Source organism: Micromonospora sp. WMMA1947, assembly GCF_027497355.1.
Lineage (GTDB): Bacteria > Actinomycetota > Actinomycetes > Mycobacteriales > Micromonosporaceae > Micromonospora.
Genome location: NZ_CP114909.1, coordinates 4,744,779 through 4,765,054, shown reverse-complemented (window position 1 = coordinate 4,765,054; position 20,276 = coordinate 4,744,779). Strand labels below are relative to the sequence as shown.

The following is a 20,276-nucleotide window of genomic DNA, read 5'->3' as shown; positions in this document are numbered from 1 at the left end:
CGAGGCCGGTACTTCGCCGTGCCTCCGCCCGGACCGCAGCCCGCACCAGGGGTGCGGTCCACCCGCACGAACCCCTGGGAGTCTGTGTGAACAACCTCCGTCGCAAGACACTCGCCGCGGCGTCGGCAGTGACGCTCGGCGCCGGGCTCGCCCTCGTCGGCGGCACGGCGCCGGCCGCGGCCGTCGGACCGGAAACCTCTTACATCGTGCTCGCCCCGCAGGGCAACAGCACCGCCAAGGCCGCCGCCCGGGTGGCCGCCGCCGACGGCACCGTGGTGGCCGCGTACGACAAGATCGGCGTACTGGTCGTGCGCTCGACCGCCCCGGACTTCGCCACCCGGGTGGCGGGCGCCGGTGTCGAGTCGGTCGCCTCCACCGGCGGCCTGGGCACCGCCCTGGACGAGGGCGAGACGGTCGAGGTCCCGGCCGCCGCCGTCGCCGCGGCCGCCGGCGACCCGACCGCCGAGCCGCTCTACGGCCAGCAGTGGGACATGGACATGATCCGCGTCCCGCAGGCGCACGCGGTGACCGGCGGCAGCCCGTCGGTAGTGGTGGGTGTGCTGGACAGCGGCATCTCCAGCAGCCACCCGGACCTGGCGACCCAGATCGCCAAGGACAAGAGCGCCTCCTGTGTGGGCGGCGCGCCGGACACCACCGAGGCCTCCTGGAACCCGACCACCAGCGACCACGGCACCCACGTGGCAGGCACCATCGCCGCCGCGGTGAACGGCGTCGGCGTCACCGGTGTGGCGCCGGGCGTGAAGGTCGCCGCCGTCAAGGTCGTCAACGACGACGGCTACATCTTCCCGGAGGCCGCCGTCTGCGGGTTCATGTGGGCCGCCGAGCACGGCATGCAGCTCACCAACAACAGCTACTACATCGACCCGTGGGAGCTGAACTGCCGCAACGACGCGCGTCAGCGCCCGGTGTGGCAGGCCGTGCAGCGGGCCCTGCGCTACTCGCAGTCCCAGGGCGTGCTGCACGTCGCGTCGGCCGGCAACTCGAACTACGACCTGGCCCACAAGATCACCGACACCGGCAGCCCGAACAACGGCACGCCGGAGGAGCGGGAGAACCTCACCAACGCCTGCCTCGACCTGCCGGCCGAGGCGCCGGGCGTGGTGACCGTCGCCGCCGTCGGCCCGACCGGTGACAAGAGCTACTACTCCTCGTACGGCCAGGGCGTCATCGACGTGACCGCGCCGGGTGGCGACACCCGGTTCCGTACCCAGGGCGCCCGCTCGACGTCGACCGACGGCATCCTGTCCACCACCTTCAACACCGCCACCCGCACCAACGGGTGGGGCTACAAGCAGGGCACGTCGATGTCCGGCCCGCACGCCACCGGCGTCGCGGCGCTGGCGCTGTCCGCGCACCCGGGCATGACGCCGGGTCAGCTCTCCTCGTTCCTCGAGCGCACCGCGGTGGCGAAGTCCTGCCCGTCGGGCGTCTACAACCCGGTGCCGCTGATCCCGGCGGGCCCGAACGCGTACGACGCGACCTGCTCCGGCGGGATGCGCAACGGGTTCTACGGCGCCGGCGTCGTGGACGCGTACAACGCGGTCAAGTAACCCGACCCGCGTGGACCGGGCCCGGCAGCGATTGCCGGGCCCGGTCTGTTTGTCCTGGTCGGGCGCCGGGTAGGGGGCCATTCGTCAGCCGACTTAGGAGGTAACGGTGTCCACCGACGCGATCGTCCTGCTCAAGGAGGACCACAAAGAGATCCGCCGCCTGTTCAAGGCCTTCCAGGAGGCCGAGGAGGGACCGGCGAGCAAGCGCGGGAAGATCGTCGGGCAGATCCTCGAAGCTCTCACGGTGCACACCTACCTGGAGAACGAGGTGATGTACCCGGAGGTCCGCAAGCTGGTGCCCGACGTCGAGGACGACGTCCTGGAGTCGTACGAGGAGCACCACGTCGCGGACGTGCTCTGCTTCGAGCTGTTCACCATGGACGCCGACGACGAACGCTTCAACGCCAAGACGACGGTGCTGATCGAGAACGTGTCGCACCACATCGAGGAGGAGGAGCAGGAGTGGTTCCCGAAGGTCCGCGAGGCGCTCGGCCGTAACCAGCTCCAGGAGATCGGCCAGCGGATGCTCGACCTGCGGCCGAAGGCGCCGAAGACGCCGACCGCCCCGAAGGCGCTGAAGAAGTCGATGGACGCCGTGGTGGCCTGACACCGGCCCCGGAACGCGAGCGGGACCACCCCTTCCCTCGGGGCGGTCCCGCTCGCGTTCGGGGTTCAGTCGCCCGAGCCGGGCTCGGCCATCTTGCGGTGCTGCTCGGCCTTCAGCCGATCCGGGATGATCTTCCCGGCGGCCACCTGGATCTTGTTGACCAGCGAGCCGGCGGCGACCTTGTGCTCCCCCTTCATCAGCGCCTCGAACGCGTCCTCGGCCACCGTGCGGGGGTCGTCCTTGGGCCCCTTGCCGACCCGGGTGTCCTCCATGTCGGCCCGGTCGAAGAACTCGGTGTCGGTCGGGCCCGGCATCAGCGAGGTGACAGTGACGCCGCTGTCCTTCAGCTCGTTGCGCACCCCCTCGGCGAAGGACTGCACGAACGACTTCGAGGCGTTGTAGACCGCCTGGTACGCCCCGGGCATGGTGGCGGCGATCGACGAGGTGAACAGCACCCGCCCGGCGCCCCGGCGGATCATGTCCGGCAGCAGCAGCTTGGCCAGGTGCACGGTCGAGCGGACGTTCAGGTCGATCACGGTCAGCTCGTCGTCCAGGTCGGTGCCACCGACGAAGTCCCCGCCCGCGCCGCGCCCGGCGTTGAGCGCCAGCGCGTCGACCGGGCGCCCCCGGCCGGTCACCTCCCCGGCCAGCCGCCGTACGCCCTCGGGCGTGGCCAGGTCCACCCGGACCGGGTACACCTCCGGGCCGCCGTCGCGCCGCAGGTCGCCGGCCGCCCGCTCGATCGCCGCGTCCTCGGCGGCGACCACCACGTCGTACCCGTGCTCGACGAACTGGACCGCCAGCTCGTACCCGATGCCGCTGGACGCGCCGGTCACCACGGCGAGCGGCCGTCCGGTGCTCGGTGTGGTCATGGTCGTGCCTCCTCTCCCCCGGGCCGGGTCGGGGCCGGCCCTCCCCACGGTGTGCCCCGGGACGGGCGGCCCAACCCCGCAGGTCCGGGCCGGGCCGGTAGGATCGGCACAGGCCGTGACTGGCGCGTGGAGATGGAGCACCATCGGGGAGCGGCCTCGTCATGAGGACGCATGCCGAGCGCCTGGGCCTTCCGCACGTCACCTGGAGGTCGCATGTCGCGCAACGCCGAGTCCACCGCCTTCCGCAGCGCGCTGGAGGTCGTCCGCGGCGTCGAGCCGCGGGTCGCCGACGCCATCGCCGCGGAACTGGCCGACCAGCGCGAGTCGCTCAAGCTCATCGCCAGCGAGAACTACGCCTCCCCGGCGACGCTGCTGGCGATGGGCAACTGGTTCAGCGACAAGTACGCCGAGGGCACCGTCGGACGCCGGTTCTACGCCGGCTGCCAGAACGTCGACACCGTCGAGGCGCTCGCCGCCGAGCACGCCCGGGAACTGTTCGGCGCGTCCCACGCGTACGTGCAGCCGCACTCGGGCATCGACGCCAACCTGGTCGCGTTCTGGGCGATCCTGGCCGACCGGGTCGAGTCGCCCGCGCTGAAGAAGGCGCAGGCCCGGCAGGTCAACGACCTCACCGAGGCCGACTGGTTCGCGCTGCGCCGCGAGCTGGGCAACCAGCGGATGCTCGGCATGTCGCTGGACGCGGGCGGCCACCTCACCCACGGCTTCCGGCCGAACATCTCCGGCAAGATGTTCGACCAGCGCAGCTACGGCACCGACCCGGCCACCGGCCTGATCGACTACGACCGGGTGGCCGAGGCGGCCCGCGAGTTCAAGCCGCTGATCCTGGTCGCCGGCTACTCCGCGTACCCCCGGAAGGTCAACTTCCGGATCATGCGGGAGATCGCCGACTCGGTCGGCGCCACCTTCATGGTCGACATGGCCCACTTCGCCGGGCTGGTCGCCGGCAAGGTCTTCACCGGCGACTTCGACCCGGTGCCGCACGCCCACATCGTCACCACCACCACGCACAAGTCGCTGCGCGGCCCGCGCGGCGGCATGGTGCTCTGCGGGCCGGAGCTGGCCGACCAGGTCGACCGGGGCTGCCCGATGGTGCTCGGCGGGCCGCTGCCGCACGTGATGGCCGCCAAGGCGGTCGCGCTGGCCGAGGCGCGCCGCCCCGACTTCGCCGACTACGCCCAGCGGATCGTCGACAACGCGCAGGCGCTGGCCGACGGGCTGCTGCGCCGGGGCGCGACGCTGGTCACCGGCGGCACCGACAACCACCTGGTGCTCATCGACGTGTCCGGCTACGGCCTGACCGGCCGGCAGGCCGAGCAGGCGCTGCTGGACTCGGGCATCGTGACCAACCGCAACTCGGTGCCGCAGGACCCGAACGGCGCCTGGTACACCTCCGGCATCCGCATCGGCACCCCGGCGCTGACCACCCGGGGCCTCGGCGCCGCCGAGATGGACGCCACGGCTGAGCTGATCCACACCGTGCTCAGCCAGACCACGCCCGGCACCGGCCCGGACGGCGCGCCGTCGAAGGCGAAGTACGTGCTGGACCCGGCGGTCGCCGAGTCGGTCGGCAAGCAGGCCGCCGACCTGCTCACGCCGTTCCCGCTCTACCCGGCGGTCGACCTGGGCTGAGCGCCCGACGGAACACGAAGCGGCGCCCCGGGAGAACGGTCTCGCGGGGCGCCGGCGGTTCACGGGGTCAGTTCAGCGGGCGCTTCAGGTGGTAGCGGTGGACCTCGGTGCTGCCCTGCACGTTGTTCACGTCCTCGGCGGCGGACACCAGTTCCCAGCCCTCCCGGCCGACCCGGTTGAGGTGCGCGATCGCGGTGTCGCCGTACGCGGTCACGTCGGTGCGTGACCCGTCCGGGCCGTACCACACGAACGAGACGTGGAAATTGCGACCCTGACCCTGATACCGACGAACGAGCAACGCGTACTCCCAGGCAACCATTCGTCCATTATCAACAGACGAACGGCCTCAGGAAACACGCACTGTGGCGGAACCCTGACACTGTGGCGTCACCTCGGCCGTCATGGTGTCCGTGACCAGCGCGGCCAGCCCGTCCAGGCCGACATCGATCGACTCGGGTGTGACGGCGCTCACCGACAGCCGCAGCGCGTTCACCGGCGTGCCCGCGTCGTAGAAGTGCGCCATCGGGGTCCAGAGCACACCGTACTCGCGCGCCGAACGGTGCAGCAGCGCGTCGTCCACCGCGAACGGCACGCTCACCACCACGAAGAACCCGCCCGCCGGGACGGTCCAGGAGACCGGCCCGCCGGCCGGGAAGCGCCGGGCCAGGCCGTCGACCAGGTGGCGCAGGTTACGGGCGTACGCGGCCCGCTCCCGCACGTTCGCGGCCACCAGCGAGCAGTCGTGTGCCAGCAACGCGCCGCCGATCACCGCCTGGCTGATCGGCGACGTGTTCACGGTGACCATGCTCTTGATCTTCGCGAGGTGGTCGGCGAGCGGGACCACGGCGCCGTCCGCCTCCCCCACCCGCTGGTCGGCCACCACGTAGCCGACCCGGGCGCCGGGTAGCACGGTCTTGGCGAACGAGCCGAGGTAGACCACCCGGCGCGCGGTGTCCAGCGCCTTCAGGGTGGGCCGCCGGTCGGTGCCGTCGGCCGGGAACAGGCCGTACGGGTTGTCCTCGATCAGCAGCAGGTCCTCCTCGGCGGCCAGGTCCAGCAGCCGCCGCCGCTGCGCGGTGTCCATGCTGACGCCCGACGGGTTGGCGAAGTCCGGCATCACGTAGCAGCCCCGGGGGCGCAGCCCCTCCGCGCGGGCCCGGCGCACCCCGGCGCGCAGGTCGGCCAGGTCGACGCCGCCGGGACCACCGGCCACCGGGCGCACCGGCAGGTCGACCAGGCGGGCCGCGCCGGTGAGGCCGACGTACGTGGGCGCGACCGCGAACAGCACGTCGGCCGGGCCGGCCCGCAACGCGCGCAGCACCAGGAACATGGCCTCCTGGCAGCCGACGGTCACCACCACCGACTCCGGGTCGACGGTGAGCCCCTCGTCCACGGCGAGGTGCCGGGCGATCAGGTGGTGCACGACGCCCTTGGTGCGGCCGTACTGCAGCAGCGTCCGGTCCACGCCGGCCCGGTCCAGTCCGACGTCCTCGGCGAGGTAGCGGCGGAAGCGGTCCAGGTGCGTGTGCAGCACCGCCGAGTCGAAGAACTCCTCGTACGGCCGTCCGGCCGCCAGCGACACCGCGTCCGGGTAGTGCTGCGCCACCTCGTTGAGGAAGTTCATCGAGTTCAGCGCCGGGTCGCCGACGCTGCCGTGCAGCGCCGTGACGGCCAGGTCGACCGGTTCCACGTCAGCCTCCGATCCGGGTACGCAGCCGCCGGGCCGAGGCCGGGTCGGAGCAGCCGCTGAGGATGAGCGCGTCGCGCAGTTCCGCCGCGAGCAGCGCCAGTGCCGCCTCGGCGCCGGCCCGGCCACCGGCGGCCAGGGCCCAGAGCAGCGGCCGGCCCAGCAGCACGCCGTCCGCGCCGAGCGCCAGCGCGCGCAGCACGTCGACACCGCCGCGGATGCCGCTGTCCAGCAGCACCGCGCACCGCTGGTCGACCGCCTCGACCACCTCCGGCAGCACGGCCGCGCTGGCCGGGGCGGCGTCGAGTTGCCGTCCGCCGTGGTTGGAGACCACCACGGCGTCGACGCCGGCGTCCGCCGCGCGGACCGCGTCGCGCGGGTCCAGGATGCCCTTGACGAGCAACGGCACCGGGGTACGCGCGCGCAGCCAGTCGAGGTCCGCCCAGCTCAGCGCCGGAGCGAAGACCGCGCCGGTGTGTACGGCCACCGCCGAGACGCCGGGGGTGCCCTGGTGCGCCAGGTCGTCCCGGCCGCCGGGCAGGATCGCGGCGGTGACGTGCGGCGGTAGCGCGAAGCCGTTGCGCGCGTCGCGCAGGCGCCGCCCGAGCACCGGCACGTCCACGGTCACCATCACCGCCGCGCAGCCGGCCGCCGACGCCCGGTCGAGCAGGTCGGCCACCAGCGCCCGGTCGCGCAGCCAGTAGAGCTGGAACCACACCGTCGCGCCGGTCGCCGCGATCTCCTCGATCGGGGTGCTCGCCAGCGTGCTGGCCACGTAGGGCACGCCCGCCGCGCGGGCCGCCGCCGCGAGCGCCGGCTCGCCGCCGGGGTGCAGCAGCCGCTGGTACGCCATCGGCGCGACAGCCACCGGCATCGCGGCCCGGCCGCCGGGCAGCGTCGCCTCGGTGGACGGGTCGTCCACACCGGCCAGCATCCGGGGCAGCACCGCCACCCGGTCCAGCGCGGCCCGGTTCGCGGCCAGGGCGGTCTCGGTGCCGCTCCCGCCGTCGACGAAGTCCCACACGTCGGCGGGAAGCACGGCCCGGGCCGGCGCGGCGAAGTCGGCCAGGCTGGCCGGCGGCACGAACCCGTCGGCCGGGTCAGCCATGGTCGGCACCCGTCGCCGCCCGCGCGTGCGCCGGGTCGAGCCCGAACGCGCGGCGCAGGAAGGCGGCGGCGCGCTCCTGGGCCTCCCGTCCGGCGTCGAACACGCCGGGCATGGCGAAGAACCCGTGCACCATCCCCGGGTGGTCGTCCGTCTCGGTGGGCACACCGGCCTCGCGCAGCCGCTCGGCGTACCGCAGTCCCTCGTCGCGCAGCGGATCGTGCCCGGCGGTGATCACCAGCGCCGGGGGCAGGCCGCTCAGGTCCTCGGCGAGCAGCGGTGACGCCAGCGGGTGCGCCGCGTCGCCCGGGTCGGCGAGGTAGTGGCTCCGGTACCAGCCGACCGAGTGCCTGTTGAACAGCAGCGGATCCTCGTCGTCGGCCGGGCGGTGCCCGGGCCGCTGGTCGGTGTTCGGGTAGACCAGCAACTGGGCGGCGAGCCGGGGACCGCCGTCGGCGCGCGCCAGCAGCGTCACCGCGGCGGCCAGGTTCCCGCCCGCGCTGTCGCCGCCCACCGCGAGCCGGTCCGGGTCGACGCGGAACTCGGCGGCGTGCGCGGCGAGGTGCCGCAGCGCGGCGTGGCAGTCCTCCACCGCGGCCGGGAACGGGTGCTCCGGGGCGAGCCGGTAGCCGACCGTCACGGTCTGCGCGCCGGTGAGGTTGACCAGCCGCCGGCAGATCCCGTCGGCGGTGTCGACACTGCCGAGCGTCCAGCCGCCCCCGAAGAAGTAGACGAGCGTGGGCAGCGGGCCGTCGCCGTCCGGCCGGTGGATCCGCACCGGCAGCGGCCCGGCCGGGCCGGGCACCGTCGTGTCGCGTACCTCGGCGACCGGCTCGACCACGCCGGAGCCGGCGCGGATCGCGGCGAGGTCGGCGGCGCGGGCCTGCGCGAGGGTCTGGGTGTAGAGCGGCGCGGTGCCGGCGGCGGCCCGTGCGGCCCGCCACGCGACCACCTGCGGATCGAGTGTCATCCGGCCTCCCCTGTGGTGACGAAGAGTTTGTCGATTCCGCGCAGGAACAGGCTCCCGCTGTACGTGTAGGGCTGGGTTATGGCGAGCCGGGGGAAGCGCGCGAACAGGCGCGGCAGCGCCAGCCGGCCCTCCAGCCGGGACACCGCCGAGCCGAGGCAGAAGTGCAGCCCGACACCGAAGGCGAGCGACGGCGGGCCGTCGCGGTGCGGGTCGAAGCGGTCCGGGTCGGGGAACCGGGCCGGGTCGCGGTTGGCGGCGGCGATCAGCAGCAGCACGTTGTCGTCGCGGCCGATCGGTACGCCGCCGAGGTCGACGCCGGCGGGCGCGGAGCGGGCCAGGAAGTGCACCGGGCTCTCCATCCGCAGCACCTCCTCCACGCAGCCGCGGGCCAGTTCGTCGTCGCCCGGCAGCGCGGCGGTCACGTCCGGGTGGTCCAGCAGCAGCGGCAAGCCGTTGCTGAACATGTAGACGGTGGTGACGAAGCTGGCGTTGAACAGCACGATCAGGTTGCTGATCAACTCCTCCTCGGTGAGGTCGACGCCGCCCGCGTCGAGCACCTCGACCAGGCCGCTGATCAGGTCGTGGCCGGGCGCGCGGCGCCGGTGGGCGATCAGGTCCCGGTAGTAGACGCGCAGTTCGTCGGCGGCCTGGTTGGCCCGGGCCAGCCGCTCCGGCGTCTTGCCGGACACGTCCATGTACTCGTCGATCCAGTCGACCCGCTGCCGGTACCAGGACAGGTCGGCCGCCGGCAGGCCGATGAACTCGGCCATCACCAGCGCCGGGACCGGGTAGGCGAAATCGGCCACGAAGTCCACCTCGTGGCCGTCCGCGCCCGCCTCGGCCAGGTGGTCCAGGCGTTCGGCGACGATCCGCTCGATCACTGGCTCCAGCGCGCCCAGCCGGCGCGGGGTGAACGTCTTGGCGAACACCGCGCGCATCCGGGTGTGGTCCGGCGGGTTCACGAACATCATCGAGGTCAGGAACGTACGCAGGATCTCCTGCTCCTCCCAGCCGGGCGGGAAACCCTTGTACCAGCTGGGATCGCGCAGGATCTGGTCCACCACGTCGTACCCGCCGGCCACCGCGCTGACGGTGCTGTGCTCGGCCCGGGCCGGAACGGCGTTGATCGGCCCGTGCTCGTGCAGGGCCGCGTAGAAGGGATAGGGGTTCTGCCGGCCCTGTTCGCTGTAGAGGCCGGTCAGGATCTCGCTGACGTCCACTGTCTTTTCCTCCCCAGGAAAACGGCGGCGGGGGCGGCGTCGTGTCGACCGCCGCCCCCGCCCGGTGTCACAGTCCGAGCAGCTTCAGTGGTACGGCGTTCGCCATCACCGCAGCGCCCGTGTCGTTCGGGTGGATGTGGTCACCCGAGTCGTACGCCGGCAACAGCCGGCTCGGCTGGGCCGGATCCCGCATCACCGCGTCGAAGTCGACGATGCCGTCGAACTCGGCCCGGCCCGGCCCGCGCAGCCAGGTGTTGACGGCCTGGCGGGTGGCGTCCTTCTCCGGCGTCCACACGCCCGGCCCGCCGTTGCCCTCGTACGGCATGAGCGTGCCCGCGATGCTGGTCAGGCCACGCGCCTGGACCTGCCGGTTGAGCTGGCGCAGCGTGGCGATGATCGCCTCGGGGCTGTCGCCGTTCATCCAGATGTCGTTGATGCCCAGGTGGGTGATGACGGTACGCACCCCGGTCTGCGGGAAGACGTCCTCGTTGAGCCGGGCGAGCGCGTTCGGGCCGAGTTCGTAGTAGCCGGGGAAGTCGCCCGCGCCGGGCTCGGTGCCCTCGTGGTTGAGCCGGTTGCCGGCCAGGCTGAGGTTGAGCACACCCGGCGTACGCGGGTCCGGCCGGGCGTCGATCAGCCGCTTGGCCAGGTAGTCCGGCCAGCGGCGGTCGGCGTTGACGGTGCTGCCATTGCCGTCGCTGATGGAGTCACCCAGCACCACCACGGAGCCGGGCGTGACCTTGCGCTCCACGTCGATGCCGGACAGGAACATCCAGCAGCAGTTGGGCCGGATGGTGAAGCCGGCGCCGTCGGCCGCCGAGGTGAGGTCGGTGGCACCGATGAAGTTGGTGACCCGGGACTGGCCGTGGAACGTGACCGGACCGGTGAGCACCGGGAAGTACAGGGTGACCACCAGGTCCTCCTGCTCGGTCACCGGGAAAGCCACCGGGTCGCTGAGCAGCTCGGCGCCCTTGTTGATGGTGGCCGAGCCGGCGCCGGAGAACGTCAGCTGGCGGACGCTGGCCGGGACGATGTCCGACAGGTCGTCGGGGGTGGCGGTGTTCGGCCGGGCGATGGTGGCGCGGCCCACCTGGATGGCCTGCTGGCCGTAGAGGTTGGTCAGCCGCACCCGCAGGCGCGGCCCGCCGACAGTGGTCTGCACGGTCATCCGGATGCTCTGGTTGTTCAGGCCGGTCTCGGTCAGGCCCACGGTGTTCCCGCGGGTCACCGCCGCGGCCCAGGTTCCGGCCCACTCGGCGCGCGCGTGCCCGGCGCGGTCGGTGTCGGTCGGGCCGGCGCTGGCGGTGACCGCGGGGGTTGCGGCGATCAGCAGCGTTACGGCGGAAGCTATGACGTGCCATCTCTTCGGGGTCGGCATCGATCCTCCATGGTCGGCAGCCCCGGGCGTGACGCGGTCGGCGGCACCGGCCCGGGCGATGGACCGGAAACTAGCTTCCGGCTGTGACGAGCGTCAATCAACCTGATCGACATGATCAAATGCCCGGGGGGCGTGACGCAGCGACGATCGGCTCTGTCCGCCGTGGACCACGGCTGCCTAGGCTCGGGACTGGCGGCGGTGCGGTCGCCGACCCTGGCACCTGCCGTCCTGTCCCGGCCCTGACCTGGCCGGACGCCGCTCGCGGACCATGATGGGGGCTGCCCGATGACCGACCGGCCGAACTACGTGCACGAGGCGCTGGAGCTGTTCGCCGGGTTCGGCGACCGGGAGGCGCTCGTCGGCGGCGGGCGCCGCCTCACCTACCCCCAGGTCGCCGCGCAGGTGCGCGGCCTCGCCGCCGCGTTGCACCACCACGGGGTACGCCCCGGCGCGGCGGTGCTGGTGATGCTCGGCAACACGGTCGAGGGCCCGCTGCTGCAACTGGCCCTGCACCTGCTCGGCTGCCGGAGCATGTGGGTCGCGCCGGTGACCTCGCGGCGGGAGGTCGACGAGTTCGTCGCGCTGTCCGCGCCGGAGGCGTTCGTCCACGACCCGCGCGACGCCCAGGCGGTGGAGGTGGCGGCGGGCCTGTCCGGCGTACCGGTGCTCTGCCTCGGCCCCGGCGGCGCCGGGCCGGACCTGACCGCCGAGGCCGCCGGGCCGGCGGTCCAGCTGCCCGCCGCGGTGCCCGCGCCGGAGTCGTTCCTGCAGACCAGCGGCACCACCGGCACGCCGAAGCTGGTGCACCACCGGGAGAGCTTCTACCGGCAGGTGCTGGCCCTGGCCGCCGACTTCCGGGGCGCCGGTTTCCCGCTGCTGCGGCACCTGTCGCACTCCCCGATGTGGCTCGCGAGCGGCCAAATCACCACGTTGTTCAACCTGTTCACCGGCGGCGTGCTGTTCCTCCGCGAGCAGTGGGACCCGGCGGTGTTCATCGCCACCGTGGACGCCGAGCGGCTCACCTCCACGTTCGTCACCCCGCCGATGCTCTACGAGGTGCTCGACCACCCCGACCTGCCGGGCGCCGACTTCTCCGCGATGTTCATGTTCAACGTGGGCGCCGGGCCCGCCGCGCCGGCCCGGCTGCGCCAGGCCATCGCCCGCTTCGGCCCGTGCCTGCGCATCGTGTACGGGCTCAGCGAGGCGGTCGTCATCTGCGCGCTGCCCGGACTCACCGAGGACCCGGAGCACCCGGAGCGACTGCGCTCCTGCGGCCGCCCGTACGGCGACGTGACTGTCGAGATCCGCGACGCCGACGGCCGGGTGCTGCCCGCCGGCACCGACGGCGAGGTGTGGGTGCGCACCAAGCTGAGCTTCGCCGGCTACCACGGCCAGCCGGAGCTGACCGCCGACACGCTCGTCGACGGCTGGGTCCGCACCCGCGACATCGGGCACCTCGACGCCGACGGCTACCTCTACCTGGTCGACCGGTTACAGGACCGCATCCTCACCCGGCAGCGCAGCTGGCCGATCTACTCCCGCCCCATCGAGGACGTGCTCGCCGGCCACCCCGAGGTACGCGCCGCCGCCGTCATCGGCGTACCGGACCCGGTGGCCGGGGAACTGCCGCACGCGTACGTGGTGCCCGCGCCGGACGCGTCCGTGACCGGCGAGGAGCTGATCGCGCTCGTGGTCCGGGAGCTGAGTGAGACGTGGGCGCCCGGCGCTGTCGAGTTCGTCGACGCGCTGCCGCTGAACCGGTCCGCGAAGGTGGACAAGCGCGCGTTGCGCGCCCGGTACGCCGCCGCCCATCCGGCCGGCGCCGACCCGATCGGCAGTCCGGCGTGAACCCGCGCCGGGAGTTGTACACCCTGGTCGGCGCCGACCTGCTGTCCAACCTCGGCACCCGGATTTCGGTGGTCGCCATCCCCTGGCTGGTGCTGGAGACCACCGGCAGCCCCACCAAGATGGGACTGGTCGCGGCGGCGGAGACGCTTCCGTACATGCTCTCCAGCGCGCTCGCGACCCCCTGGGCGGACCGGTTCGGGGTACGCCGTACCTCGGTGTTCGTGGACGCGGCGAGCGCGGTCGCGATGGCCGTGGTGGCGCTGGCGCCCTGGCTCGGCTTCGGCACGCTGCTGGTGCTGGTGGCGATCGCCGGCGGGTTGCGCGGCATCGGCGACCGGGTCAAGCACGTGCTGTTCAAACCGGCGGCCGAGCGGGCCGGGGTGCCGCTGATCCGGCTCACCAGCGCCTACGACGGCCTGGCCCGGGGCATGACGCTGTTCGGCGCGGTGCTCGGCGGGCTGCTCATCGACTGGGTGGGGCTGACCCGGGCCATCTGGATCGACGCGGCCACGTTCGCGGTCTGCGCGCTGCTGATCGGCGTGCTGGTCCGGCCGCCGGCGCCGGCGCAGCCCGCGCCCCGGGAGCCCTATCTGCGGGCGCTGCGCGGCGGGTTCGCGTACCTGCGCACCGACCGGACGCTGATGATCATGCTGATCGTGGTGTCGGTGTCGAACATGTTCGCCAACGCCAGCGTCGCGGTCTGGATCCCGCTGTGGGTCAACCAGGTGCTCGGCGACCCGGCCGGGTTCGGTCTGCTGCTCGGCGTGTTCTCGGGCGGCGCGCTGCTGGGCAACGTGCTGTTCACGATGTTCGGCACCCGGCTGCCCGCCGGCACGACGTTCGCGCTGGGGCTGACGCTCAGCGGCGCGCCCCGGCTGCTCGCGCTGGCGCTCAGCGACGACCTGGTCGTGGTGCTCGTGGTGACGTTCCTGTCCGGCATCGGCATCGCGGCGGTGAACCCGCTGCTCGGCGCCACGCTCTACCAGCGGGTGCCGGGCGAGCTGCAGACCCGGGTGCTGGGCATCTCCGGCTCGGTGGCGTTCCTCGGCCTGCCCGTCGGCGCGCTGCTCGGCGGGTGGTCGGTGGCACTGCTCGACCTGACCCCGGCACTGCTGGTGATGTCGGTGGTCTGCCTGGTGCTGACCGTGGCGCCGCTGCTGCTGACCCGCGCGTCCCGGCGGGCGGCGGCGGAACCGGCCACGCCCACGCCGGTCTGAGCCCACCCGGTCCGGGCCACCGTGTCGGGGGTCGGCGGTAGGGTCGGGCCATGGCGACCTGGGACGACGTGCGGCGCATCGCGCTTGCGCTGCCGGAGACCACCGAGCGCGGCTCGTACGACGACCTGCCCGCCTGGCGGGTGCGCGACAAGATGTTCGTCTGGGAACGGCCGCTGCGCCGCAGCGACCTCGATGCGCTCGGCGACGCCGCACCCGACGGCCCGATCCTCGGCGTCCGGGTGCCCGACCTGGGCGCCAAGGAGGCGCTGCTCGCCGACGACCCGGCGGTCTACTTCACCACGCCGCACCTCGACGGATACCCGGCCGTGCTGGTCCGGCTCGACCGGATCGACGTGGACGAGCTGACCGAGCTGGTCACCGAGGCGTGGCACGCCCGCGCCCCGAAGCGGCTCGCCGCCGCACACCGGGCTGAGGGCGCGTGACCGGCCCGGTGGACGCGATCGTGTTCGACATGGACGGCACGCTCGTCGAGTCGCACGCGGTGGTGCCGGCGGCGTACCGGGCGGCGGTTCGCGCCGGCGGCGGGCCGTCGTACACCGACGCCGAGGTGATCGCCGGCTACTCGATCGGCTCCCCGATCGACCTGCTGACCCACCTGCTGCGCCGGCCCGCCTCCGGCGCTGACCTGGACCGCTACCACACCGAGCTGCATGCGCTCGCCGGGCGGGTACGCGTCTACCCCGGCGTCGCGGACGCGCTCGCCCGGATCGCTGCCCGGGTGCCGGTGGGCGTGTTCACCGGCGCGAGCCACCGGGCCGCCGAGATCCTGCTCAACCGGGCGGGACTGCTCGGTCACTTCGAGGTCGTCCTCGGTGGAGACCAGGTCGAGCGCCCCAAACCGGCGCCCGACGGTGTGGACGGGGCCTGCCGGCGGCTCGGCGTGCCGCCCGGCCGTGCCGCGTACGTGGGTGACTCGCCACTGGACGTACGCGCCGCGCGGCGCAGCGGCGCGGTCGCGGTGGCAGCCGCGTGGGGTCACCAGTACGACCCCGACGAGCCGGCCGACCTCAGCCTGACCCGGCCCGCGGAACTGCTGGCCCTGCTGCCCTGAGCCCTCTTTTGCCGCGCCGGGCGCTCGGCTAGCCTGCCGGTCATGCCATCGACGTTGACCGAGGCAACCGACCCGTGGTGCCTGCGGCCGGGAGAGGCCGCCGACCTGCTGCGCGGGCACCCGTGGCGCCGGTTCGTGGTGCTGGGTGACAGCGTCGCGGAAGGGCTGTGCGAGCCGGCCGACGGCTACCCCGACCTCCAGTGGGCCGACCGGATCGCCGCCGAGCTGCGCGCGATACGCCCGGAACTGGCCTACCGGAACCTGGGCCGGCGCGGACTGCGCGCGCACGAGGTCCGGGCCACCCAGCTCGCCGACGCGCTGGCCTTCGAACCGGACCTGGCCCTCGTGGTGTGCGGCGGCAACGACGCGTTCCGGTCCGCCTACGACGCCGAAGCGGTCGACGCCGAGCTGACCGCCATGATCACCGCGCTGCGGGAGGCCGGGGCGGACGTGATCACCGTGGGCATGTTCGACGTGTCGCACAGCCCGGCGGTGCCGGAGACGTTGCGCGCGGCGCTCGGCGAGCGGATGCGCCTGCTGTCCCGGCACACCCGGGGCGTGGCCGAACGGCTGGGCACGCTGCACGTCCACCTGACCGACCATCCGCTGGTGGCCGACCCGTCGCTGTACAGCAGCGACGGCCGGCACGGCAGCGCCCGCAGCGACGCGATAGCCACCGCCGAAACCCTGAAGGTCCTCTCCACCCACCTCCCCCACCCCTGACCGCGCCCGGCGCCTCCGCCCCGCCCCCGCCTCCGCCTCCGCCCCCGTTGATCATGAAGTTGACGGCGCTCTGCGTCCATTTTGTCCCCGCCAACTTCATGATCAACGGAGTCAGGGGCCGAGGCCAATCGCCGGGCCGGATCCACGTTGTTGACCAAGGAGTTTGGGTCGGTCACACGCCCCCGCGAGGACACAAACTCCTTGATCAACGCTGGGAGGGAGGAGGGGGGAACGGGAACGGGGAGACGGGGGGACGGGGAGGGACCGGGGTCAGTCGGTCAGGAGGATGCCGGTCAGGAGGACGCCTCTCGCCAGGTTGAGGACCTCGTCGCAACCCGGGTAGCCGACTCGCGCCAGCGCGCCCGATTCGGTGCGGTCGAACAGGTACGGGGCGAGGCTGTACGGGACGTCGGCGGTGACCGTCTCACCGGTCTCGATCTGCACGAAGTCCATCGCCACCCGATCCGCCTCGTGGTAGCGCTGCAGGATGTTGCCGCCCTCGGCGATGGCCGCGCGTACCCCGTCCGCCCACGCCACAGCTGTCATCTCCCGGCCGATCAGCACCCCGTGCCCGGCCGAGCCGCCGGCCGGCTTGGCGACCAGGTCGGCCTGTTCGGCGAGCGCCCGGTCGAGCTGGTCGGCGGTGAGCGCGACGGTGTGCGGCACGTACCGGCGGATCAGCGACCGGTCGTCCTCCGCCAGCAGGTCCAGGTCGGCCCAGAGCCAGGCGTAGTTCAGCTTGTTGCTGAGCAGCCAGGCGGCGCTGCTGACGAACATCGGGAGCGTGCCGGCGGCGAGCGCGCCGGCCACCGCGTCCAGGCCGGGGCTGGGCGTGACGCGGTTGGGCACGAACAGCCGGAACAGGGCGTCCACCGGGGCCCCGCCGACGACCAGCCGGTTCTGCTCGTCGAGGGCTGCGGTGGCGACCGGGGCGATGACCAGGTCGATGCCGAACGGGCGGGCCTGGTCGATCAGCGGGGACAGGATCCGGATGAACGTCTCCGGGTCGTCCAGCCCCGGATAGTCGGCCTCGAAGTCCATCAGCAGCGCCACCCGGGCGCCGTCGGCCAGGCCGAGCGTGTCCCGGATGGCCACGAACCGCTGCTCCAGCAGGGACGGCGCGGGCCGCGCGCCGTCGAGCAGGCCGTGCGTGCCGTACAGCTCGGCGTACCGCTGGATGACGGTGTCGGCGTCGAAGCCGCCGCCGAGGCTGCTGTCGATGTTGTACTCCACGATGCACGGCACGCCGCCGGAGAACAGCACGTCCGGCCGGTACGCGGCGAGCAGCCCTTCGTGCAGTTCCTCGTCCGGGTCGAGCAGCCGGGTCTCGCCGTCCGGCACGTCGAGCAGCAGGCGCAGCTCACCGGCGGTACGGGCGCGACGCCGGCAGGCCTCCAGGATGAGCTGGGCGATACGGTCGCACACCTCGTTCAGCTCGCGGAACGCGTCGGCGGTGAACACGGGCGGGCGGGCCAGCCGCCACTGCTTGTTGTACGTGGCCCGGCCGTGGAAGATCTTCTCCCACGCCGCGGCGCCGGTGGTCACCATCGCGGTACGGGTGGACTCGGGCAGGTCGGTCCACGCCTGGCCGAGCGGCGGCCACGTGTAGTTCGGGTCCATCGTTCATCCGTCCTTGAGGGTCAGTTGGATGGCGGCGGTGAGCTGGTCGCGGCCGGGTTGCACGGCGCGGTCCAGGGCGGGCGCGAAGGGCAGCACCGCGCCGTCGGGCCGGGTCACGCGCCGGGGTGGGGCGGTCAGCCGGACCCGCTCGACCACCGTGGCGATGATCTCCCCGGCGATGCCGCAGGAGCGGTTGCCGTCGTCGACGACGACCAGCCGCCCGGTGCGGCTCACCGACTCGACGAGGCCGTCCCAGTCGAACGGGTAGAGCGTGCGGGGGTCGAACACCTCCACCGACGCCTGGCCGGCGAGTTCCTCGGCGACGGCGAGCGCGTCGTGCACGAGGTGCCCGACCGCCACCACCGTCACGTCGGTGCCGCCGCGGCGGACGATCCCGCGGCCCAGCGGCACCGGCGCCGGGTCGGTGACGTCGGCGCGCAGGTCGAGGGCGCCGGCCGGGGCGAAGACCACCACCGGGTCGTCGCAGCGGATCGCGGAGACCAGCAGCCCGTACGCGTCGGCCGGGGTGGCCGGTACGACAGTGGTCACCCCGACGTGGGCGAACAACGCGTACGGGTGGTCGGAGTGCTGCCCGGCCCAGCCGGTGCGGGAGCCGGAGCCGGGCACCACGTACGTGACCGGCACCGCGCACTGGCCGCCGGTCATCAGCGGGAACTTGTGCGCGTGGTTGACGATCTGCTCGAAGACCAGGAACAGCAGCGACGGGATCTGGAACTCCACCACCGGGCGGGCACCGGCCAGCGCCGCGCCGGTGGCGAAGCTGGTGAAGGCCTGCTCGGACAGGGGCGTGTCGCGGACCCGTTCCGGGCCGAACTTCTTCAGCAGTCCGGTGGTGACGTTCGCGGCGGCCACCCGGATGTCCTCGCCGAGCACCACGACCGACTCGTCGCGGGCCATCTCGTCGGCGAGGGCCCGGGTGAGCGCCCTGCGGTAGGAGAGCCGGGGCATTCAGCCACCTCCGGTCCGGGCGGTGAGCCCGCTGGCGTACAGGTGGTCCAGTGCGGTGGCCGGGTCGGGGTGCGGTCCGGCGAGCGCGTAGGCGACGGCGGCGTCCAGTTCCGCCTCGACGGCGGCGTCCACCTCGGCGCGTACCGCCGGGTCGAGCCGCGCGCCGGCGATGTCGACCGGATCGCGGGACCGGCCCTCGGCCACCTCCTCCGGCGGCCGGTAGTCGAGGCGTACCTGATGTTCGAAGGTGTGGTGGGCGTCGAAGCGGTAGGTGCGGGCCTCGACCAGCTCGGGTCCGCCGCCGGCGCGCATCCGCGCGACGGCGGCGGCGGTGACCTCGCGTACCGCCTCCGGGTCCTGCCCGTCGACGACGACGGCCGGCATGCCGAAGGCGGCGGCCCGCCCGGCGATGGTGCCGGCGACCGCGCCCTCGACGGGCATGGTGGTGGCGTAGCCGTTGTTCTCGCAGACGAACAGCACCGGTACCCGCCAGAGCGCGGCCAGGTTGAACGCCTCCAGGAGCATGCCCTCGTTCACCGCGCCGTCGCCGAAGAAGGTGGCGCCGACGATGTCGGCGCCGCGCCGCCGGCGCTCCCACACCGCTCCGGTGAGGATCGCGCCGGCGGCTCCGACGATGGCGTTGGCGCCGAGGACGCCGACGCCGAAGTCGGCGGCGTGCATCGACCCGCCCCGGCCCCGGTTGAGCCCGGTGACCCGGCCGCACAGCTCGGCCAGCATCCGGGCCGGGTCGGCGCCCTTCGCCAGCACGTGCCCGTGCCCGCGGTGGGTGCCGGTGACCAGGTCCGCGGCGGACAGCGCCGCGCAGACACCGGCGGCGATCCCCTCCTGACCGAGGTACGGGTGGATGCCGCCGACGATCTCCCCGGCGCGGACCAGCTCGATCGCGCGTTCCTCGAAGCGGCGGATCAGCCGGACCGTCCGGTAGAGCCGGAGCGGGTCGGAGCCGGTCACGCCGGACGGCCCTCCTTGACGGCGGCGAGGATGTCGTCCCAGAGGCGGGCGCGGGCGGTCAGCGCGGCGTTCACCGTGTCGGCGCACTCCTGCCACTTGGTGTCGTCGTCGCCGCACAGGTCGGCCAGCATCTGCATGGCCATCGGGGTGTGCTGCTCGCCGTCGACCTCGATGTGCCGCTCCAGGTAGTCGACGAACTTGTTGAGCCGGTTGCTGCGTTCGTTGACGGCGACGACCTGGGTGAACATCTCCGGGATGAGGTCCTCGCGGCCGAACGCGAACGCCGCGGCCTGGCAGTGCACCGGGGTGGTCTCGATGATCCGCCAGGTGGTGCCGGCGAACGCGGCCGACGCCGCGGGGACGCCGGCGGCGCCGAGCGCCTCGGTGACCGGGCTGCCGTCGCGCAGCAGGTCGACGAGCTTGTTCACGGCGGTGGTGTCGGCGCCGGCCTCGGTCATGCCCTGCACGTACAGCTCGAAGTGGCTGATGTAGCCGTCGCCCAGCTCGTCGCTCTCCTCGACCATGACGATGTCGTTGATCAGGCGGCGGCTGCCGGTCGGCCCGGTCGGGATCCACGGCACCGTGACGCAGGTGAGCTGCCGCTGCAGCGACTTCAGCAGGGACATGAAGTCCCAGACGGCGAAGACGTGGTGCTCCATGAACGTGACGAGCGCGTCGTGGGTGTCGAGGTTGGCGTAGAGGGGGTGCTTGACCACCACGTCGCGGCGCTCGGTCACCGCCCGCTCCAGCCGCTCGATGCCCGGGTGCGTCTTACCCCAGTCGTACCGTGACATT

Annotated in this window: 19 protein-coding genes and 1 riboswitch; of the genes, 8 read left to right on the top strand and 11 right to left on the bottom strand. The window is 73.2% G+C overall.

Going from position 1 to position 20,276, the window contains the following annotated elements:
- Window positions 1-86 precede the first annotated feature (86 nt).
- Window positions 87-1,571: a S8 family serine peptidase gene (locus O7604_RS22470; RefSeq protein WP_281577675.1), complete on the top strand. Its 1,485-nt coding sequence runs from the start codon at window positions 87-89 to the stop codon at window positions 1,569-1,571.
- A 106-nt stretch (window positions 1,572-1,677) separates the two neighbouring features.
- Window positions 1,678-2,178 carry a hemerythrin domain-containing protein gene (locus O7604_RS22465; RefSeq protein WP_269705735.1) on the top strand — a complete coding sequence of 167 codons (501 nt, stop codon included), beginning with the start codon at window positions 1,678-1,680 and terminating at the stop codon, window positions 2,176-2,178.
- 65 nt (window positions 2,179-2,243) lie between these two features.
- On the opposite strand, the gene O7604_RS22460 is transcribed toward O7604_RS22465, so the two are convergent.
- Window positions 2,244-3,050: an SDR family NAD(P)-dependent oxidoreductase gene (locus O7604_RS22460; protein WP_281577674.1), complete on the bottom strand. Its 807-nt coding sequence runs from the start codon at window positions 3,048-3,050 to the stop codon at window positions 2,244-2,246.
- A gap of 105 nt (window positions 3,051-3,155) precedes the next feature.
- A riboswitch (ZMP/ZTP riboswitch) is annotated at window positions 3,156-3,245 on the top strand.
- An 18-nt stretch (window positions 3,246-3,263) separates the two neighbouring features.
- On the opposite strand from O7604_RS22460, the gene O7604_RS22455 reads away from it, so the two are divergent.
- Window positions 3,264-4,700: a glycine hydroxymethyltransferase gene (locus tag O7604_RS22455; RefSeq protein ID WP_116506178.1), complete on the top strand. Its 1,437-nt coding sequence runs from the start codon at window positions 3,264-3,266 to the stop codon at window positions 4,698-4,700.
- A 67-nt stretch (window positions 4,701-4,767) separates the two neighbouring features.
- Here O7604_RS22455 and O7604_RS22450 read toward each other — a convergent pair whose 3' ends face one another.
- From O7604_RS22450 to O7604_RS22425, 6 genes are all read right to left on the bottom strand, one after another.
- Window positions 4,768-5,019: a hypothetical protein gene (locus tag O7604_RS22450; RefSeq protein ID WP_269705733.1), complete on the bottom strand. Its 252-nt coding sequence runs from the start codon at window positions 5,017-5,019 to the stop codon at window positions 4,768-4,770.
- 27 nt (window positions 5,020-5,046) lie between these two features.
- Complete coding sequence (locus tag O7604_RS22445; protein ID WP_281577673.1) at window positions 5,047-6,390, bottom strand: PLP-dependent aminotransferase family protein; 1,344 nt, start codon at window positions 6,388-6,390, stop codon at window positions 5,047-5,049.
- A 1-nt stretch (window position 6,391) separates the two neighbouring features.
- The gene (locus tag O7604_RS22440) at window positions 6,392-7,495 is read right to left on the bottom strand and encodes an alpha-hydroxy acid oxidase (protein WP_281577672.1); all 1,104 of its coding nucleotides are present in this window, start codon (window positions 7,493-7,495) and stop codon (window positions 6,392-6,394) included.
- The gene (locus O7604_RS22435; protein ID WP_281577671.1) at window positions 7,488-8,462 is read right to left on the bottom strand and encodes an alpha/beta hydrolase; all 975 of its coding nucleotides are present in this window, start codon (window positions 8,460-8,462) and stop codon (window positions 7,488-7,490) included. Before O7604_RS22435 ends, O7604_RS22440 begins: the two co-directional genes overlap by 8 nt.
- The gene (locus O7604_RS22430) at window positions 8,459-9,682 is read right to left on the bottom strand and encodes a cytochrome P450 (RefSeq protein ID WP_281577670.1); all 1,224 of its coding nucleotides are present in this window, start codon (window positions 9,680-9,682) and stop codon (window positions 8,459-8,461) included. Before O7604_RS22430 ends, O7604_RS22435 begins: the two co-directional genes overlap by 4 nt.
- A gap of 67 nt (window positions 9,683-9,749) precedes the next feature.
- On the bottom strand, window positions 9,750-11,033 hold the full coding sequence (locus tag O7604_RS22425) for an SGNH/GDSL hydrolase family protein (protein WP_269707077.1): 1,284 nt from the start codon (window positions 11,031-11,033) through the stop codon (window positions 9,750-9,752).
- Window positions 11,034-11,345: 312 nt separating this feature from the next.
- Between O7604_RS22425 and O7604_RS22420 the strand changes: the two genes are divergently transcribed.
- The 5 genes from O7604_RS22420 to O7604_RS22400 are packed head-to-tail and all read left to right on the top strand — an operon-like array spanning window position 11,346 to window position 15,920.
- Window positions 11,346-12,908 (top strand): AMP-binding protein, encoded by a 1,563-nt coding sequence (locus O7604_RS22420; protein WP_281577669.1) that lies wholly within the window; start codon window positions 11,346-11,348, stop codon window positions 12,906-12,908.
- Window positions 12,905-14,125 (top strand): MFS transporter, encoded by a 1,221-nt coding sequence (locus tag O7604_RS22415; protein ID WP_281577668.1) that lies wholly within the window; start codon window positions 12,905-12,907, stop codon window positions 14,123-14,125. The genes O7604_RS22420 and O7604_RS22415 overlap by 4 nt, the downstream gene beginning before the upstream one ends.
- Before the next feature lie 50 nt (window positions 14,126-14,175).
- A complete protein-coding gene (locus O7604_RS22410; protein ID WP_269705726.1) occupies window positions 14,176-14,568 on the top strand; it encodes an MmcQ/YjbR family DNA-binding protein in 393 nt (130 codons plus the stop codon).
- Complete coding sequence (locus O7604_RS22405) at window positions 14,565-15,197, top strand: HAD family hydrolase (protein ID WP_281577667.1); 633 nt, start codon at window positions 14,565-14,567, stop codon at window positions 15,195-15,197. Before O7604_RS22410 ends, O7604_RS22405 begins: the two co-directional genes overlap by 4 nt.
- A gap of 42 nt (window positions 15,198-15,239) precedes the next feature.
- Window positions 15,240-15,920, top strand: coding sequence for an SGNH/GDSL hydrolase family protein (locus O7604_RS22400; RefSeq protein WP_281577666.1), 681 nt, complete (start codon window positions 15,240-15,242; stop codon window positions 15,918-15,920).
- Between the two features lie 270 nt (window positions 15,921-16,190).
- Here O7604_RS22400 and O7604_RS22395 read toward each other — a convergent pair whose 3' ends face one another.
- Genes O7604_RS22395 through O7604_RS22380 form a run of 4 tightly spaced genes read right to left on the bottom strand, consistent with a single transcriptional unit; the run spans window position 16,191 to window position 20,275 of the window.
- Window positions 16,191-17,540, bottom strand: a complete 1,350-nt coding sequence (locus O7604_RS22395; protein ID WP_281577665.1) for a hypothetical protein — start codon at window positions 17,538-17,540, stop codon at window positions 16,191-16,193.
- Between the two features lie 3 nt (window positions 17,541-17,543).
- Entirely contained in the window at window positions 17,544-18,509 is a 966-nt protein-coding gene (locus O7604_RS22390) for a transketolase C-terminal domain-containing protein (protein WP_281577664.1), read from the bottom strand.
- Window positions 18,510-19,481 (bottom strand): thiamine pyrophosphate-dependent dehydrogenase E1 component subunit alpha, encoded by a 972-nt coding sequence (locus tag O7604_RS22385; RefSeq protein WP_281577663.1) that lies wholly within the window; start codon window positions 19,479-19,481, stop codon window positions 18,510-18,512.
- Window positions 19,478-20,275, bottom strand: a complete 798-nt coding sequence (locus O7604_RS22380) for a DUF3050 domain-containing protein (protein ID WP_281577662.1) — start codon at window positions 20,273-20,275, stop codon at window positions 19,478-19,480. Before O7604_RS22380 ends, O7604_RS22385 begins: the two co-directional genes overlap by 4 nt.
- Window position 20,276 lies beyond the last annotated feature (1 nt).

What these genes read in the sequence shown, in the direction of transcription:
- O7604_RS22400 (WP_281577666.1), top strand. Translation starts at nt 15,240, where the DNA reads ATGCCATCGACGTTGACCGAGGCAACCGACCCGTGGTGCCTGCGGCCG.
- O7604_RS22380 (WP_281577662.1), bottom strand. Translation starts at nt 20,275, where the DNA reads ATGTCACGGTACGACTGGGGTAAGACGCACCCGGGCATCGAGCGGCTG.
- O7604_RS22435 (WP_281577671.1), bottom strand. Translation starts at nt 8,462, where the DNA reads ATGACACTCGATCCGCAGGTGGTCGCGTGGCGGGCCGCACGGGCCGCC.
- O7604_RS22450 (WP_269705733.1), bottom strand. Translation starts at nt 5,019, where the DNA reads ATGGTTGCCTGGGAGTACGCGTTGCTCGTTCGTCGGTATCAGGGTCAG.
- O7604_RS22395 (WP_281577665.1), bottom strand. Translation starts at nt 17,540, where the DNA reads ATGGACCCGAACTACACGTGGCCGCCGCTCGGCCAGGCGTGGACCGAC.
- O7604_RS22410 (WP_269705726.1), top strand. Translation starts at nt 14,176, where the DNA reads ATGGCGACCTGGGACGACGTGCGGCGCATCGCGCTTGCGCTGCCGGAG.
- O7604_RS22420 (WP_281577669.1), top strand. Translation starts at nt 11,346, where the DNA reads ATGACCGACCGGCCGAACTACGTGCACGAGGCGCTGGAGCTGTTCGCC.
- O7604_RS22460 (WP_281577674.1), bottom strand. Translation starts at nt 3,050, where the DNA reads ATGACCACACCGAGCACCGGACGGCCGCTCGCCGTGGTGACCGGCGCG.
- O7604_RS22440 (WP_281577672.1), bottom strand. Translation starts at nt 7,495, where the DNA reads ATGGCTGACCCGGCCGACGGGTTCGTGCCGCCGGCCAGCCTGGCCGAC.
- O7604_RS22390 (WP_281577664.1), bottom strand. Translation starts at nt 18,509, where the DNA reads ATGCCCCGGCTCTCCTACCGCAGGGCGCTCACCCGGGCCCTCGCCGAC.
- O7604_RS22455 (WP_116506178.1), top strand. Translation starts at nt 3,264, where the DNA reads ATGTCGCGCAACGCCGAGTCCACCGCCTTCCGCAGCGCGCTGGAGGTC.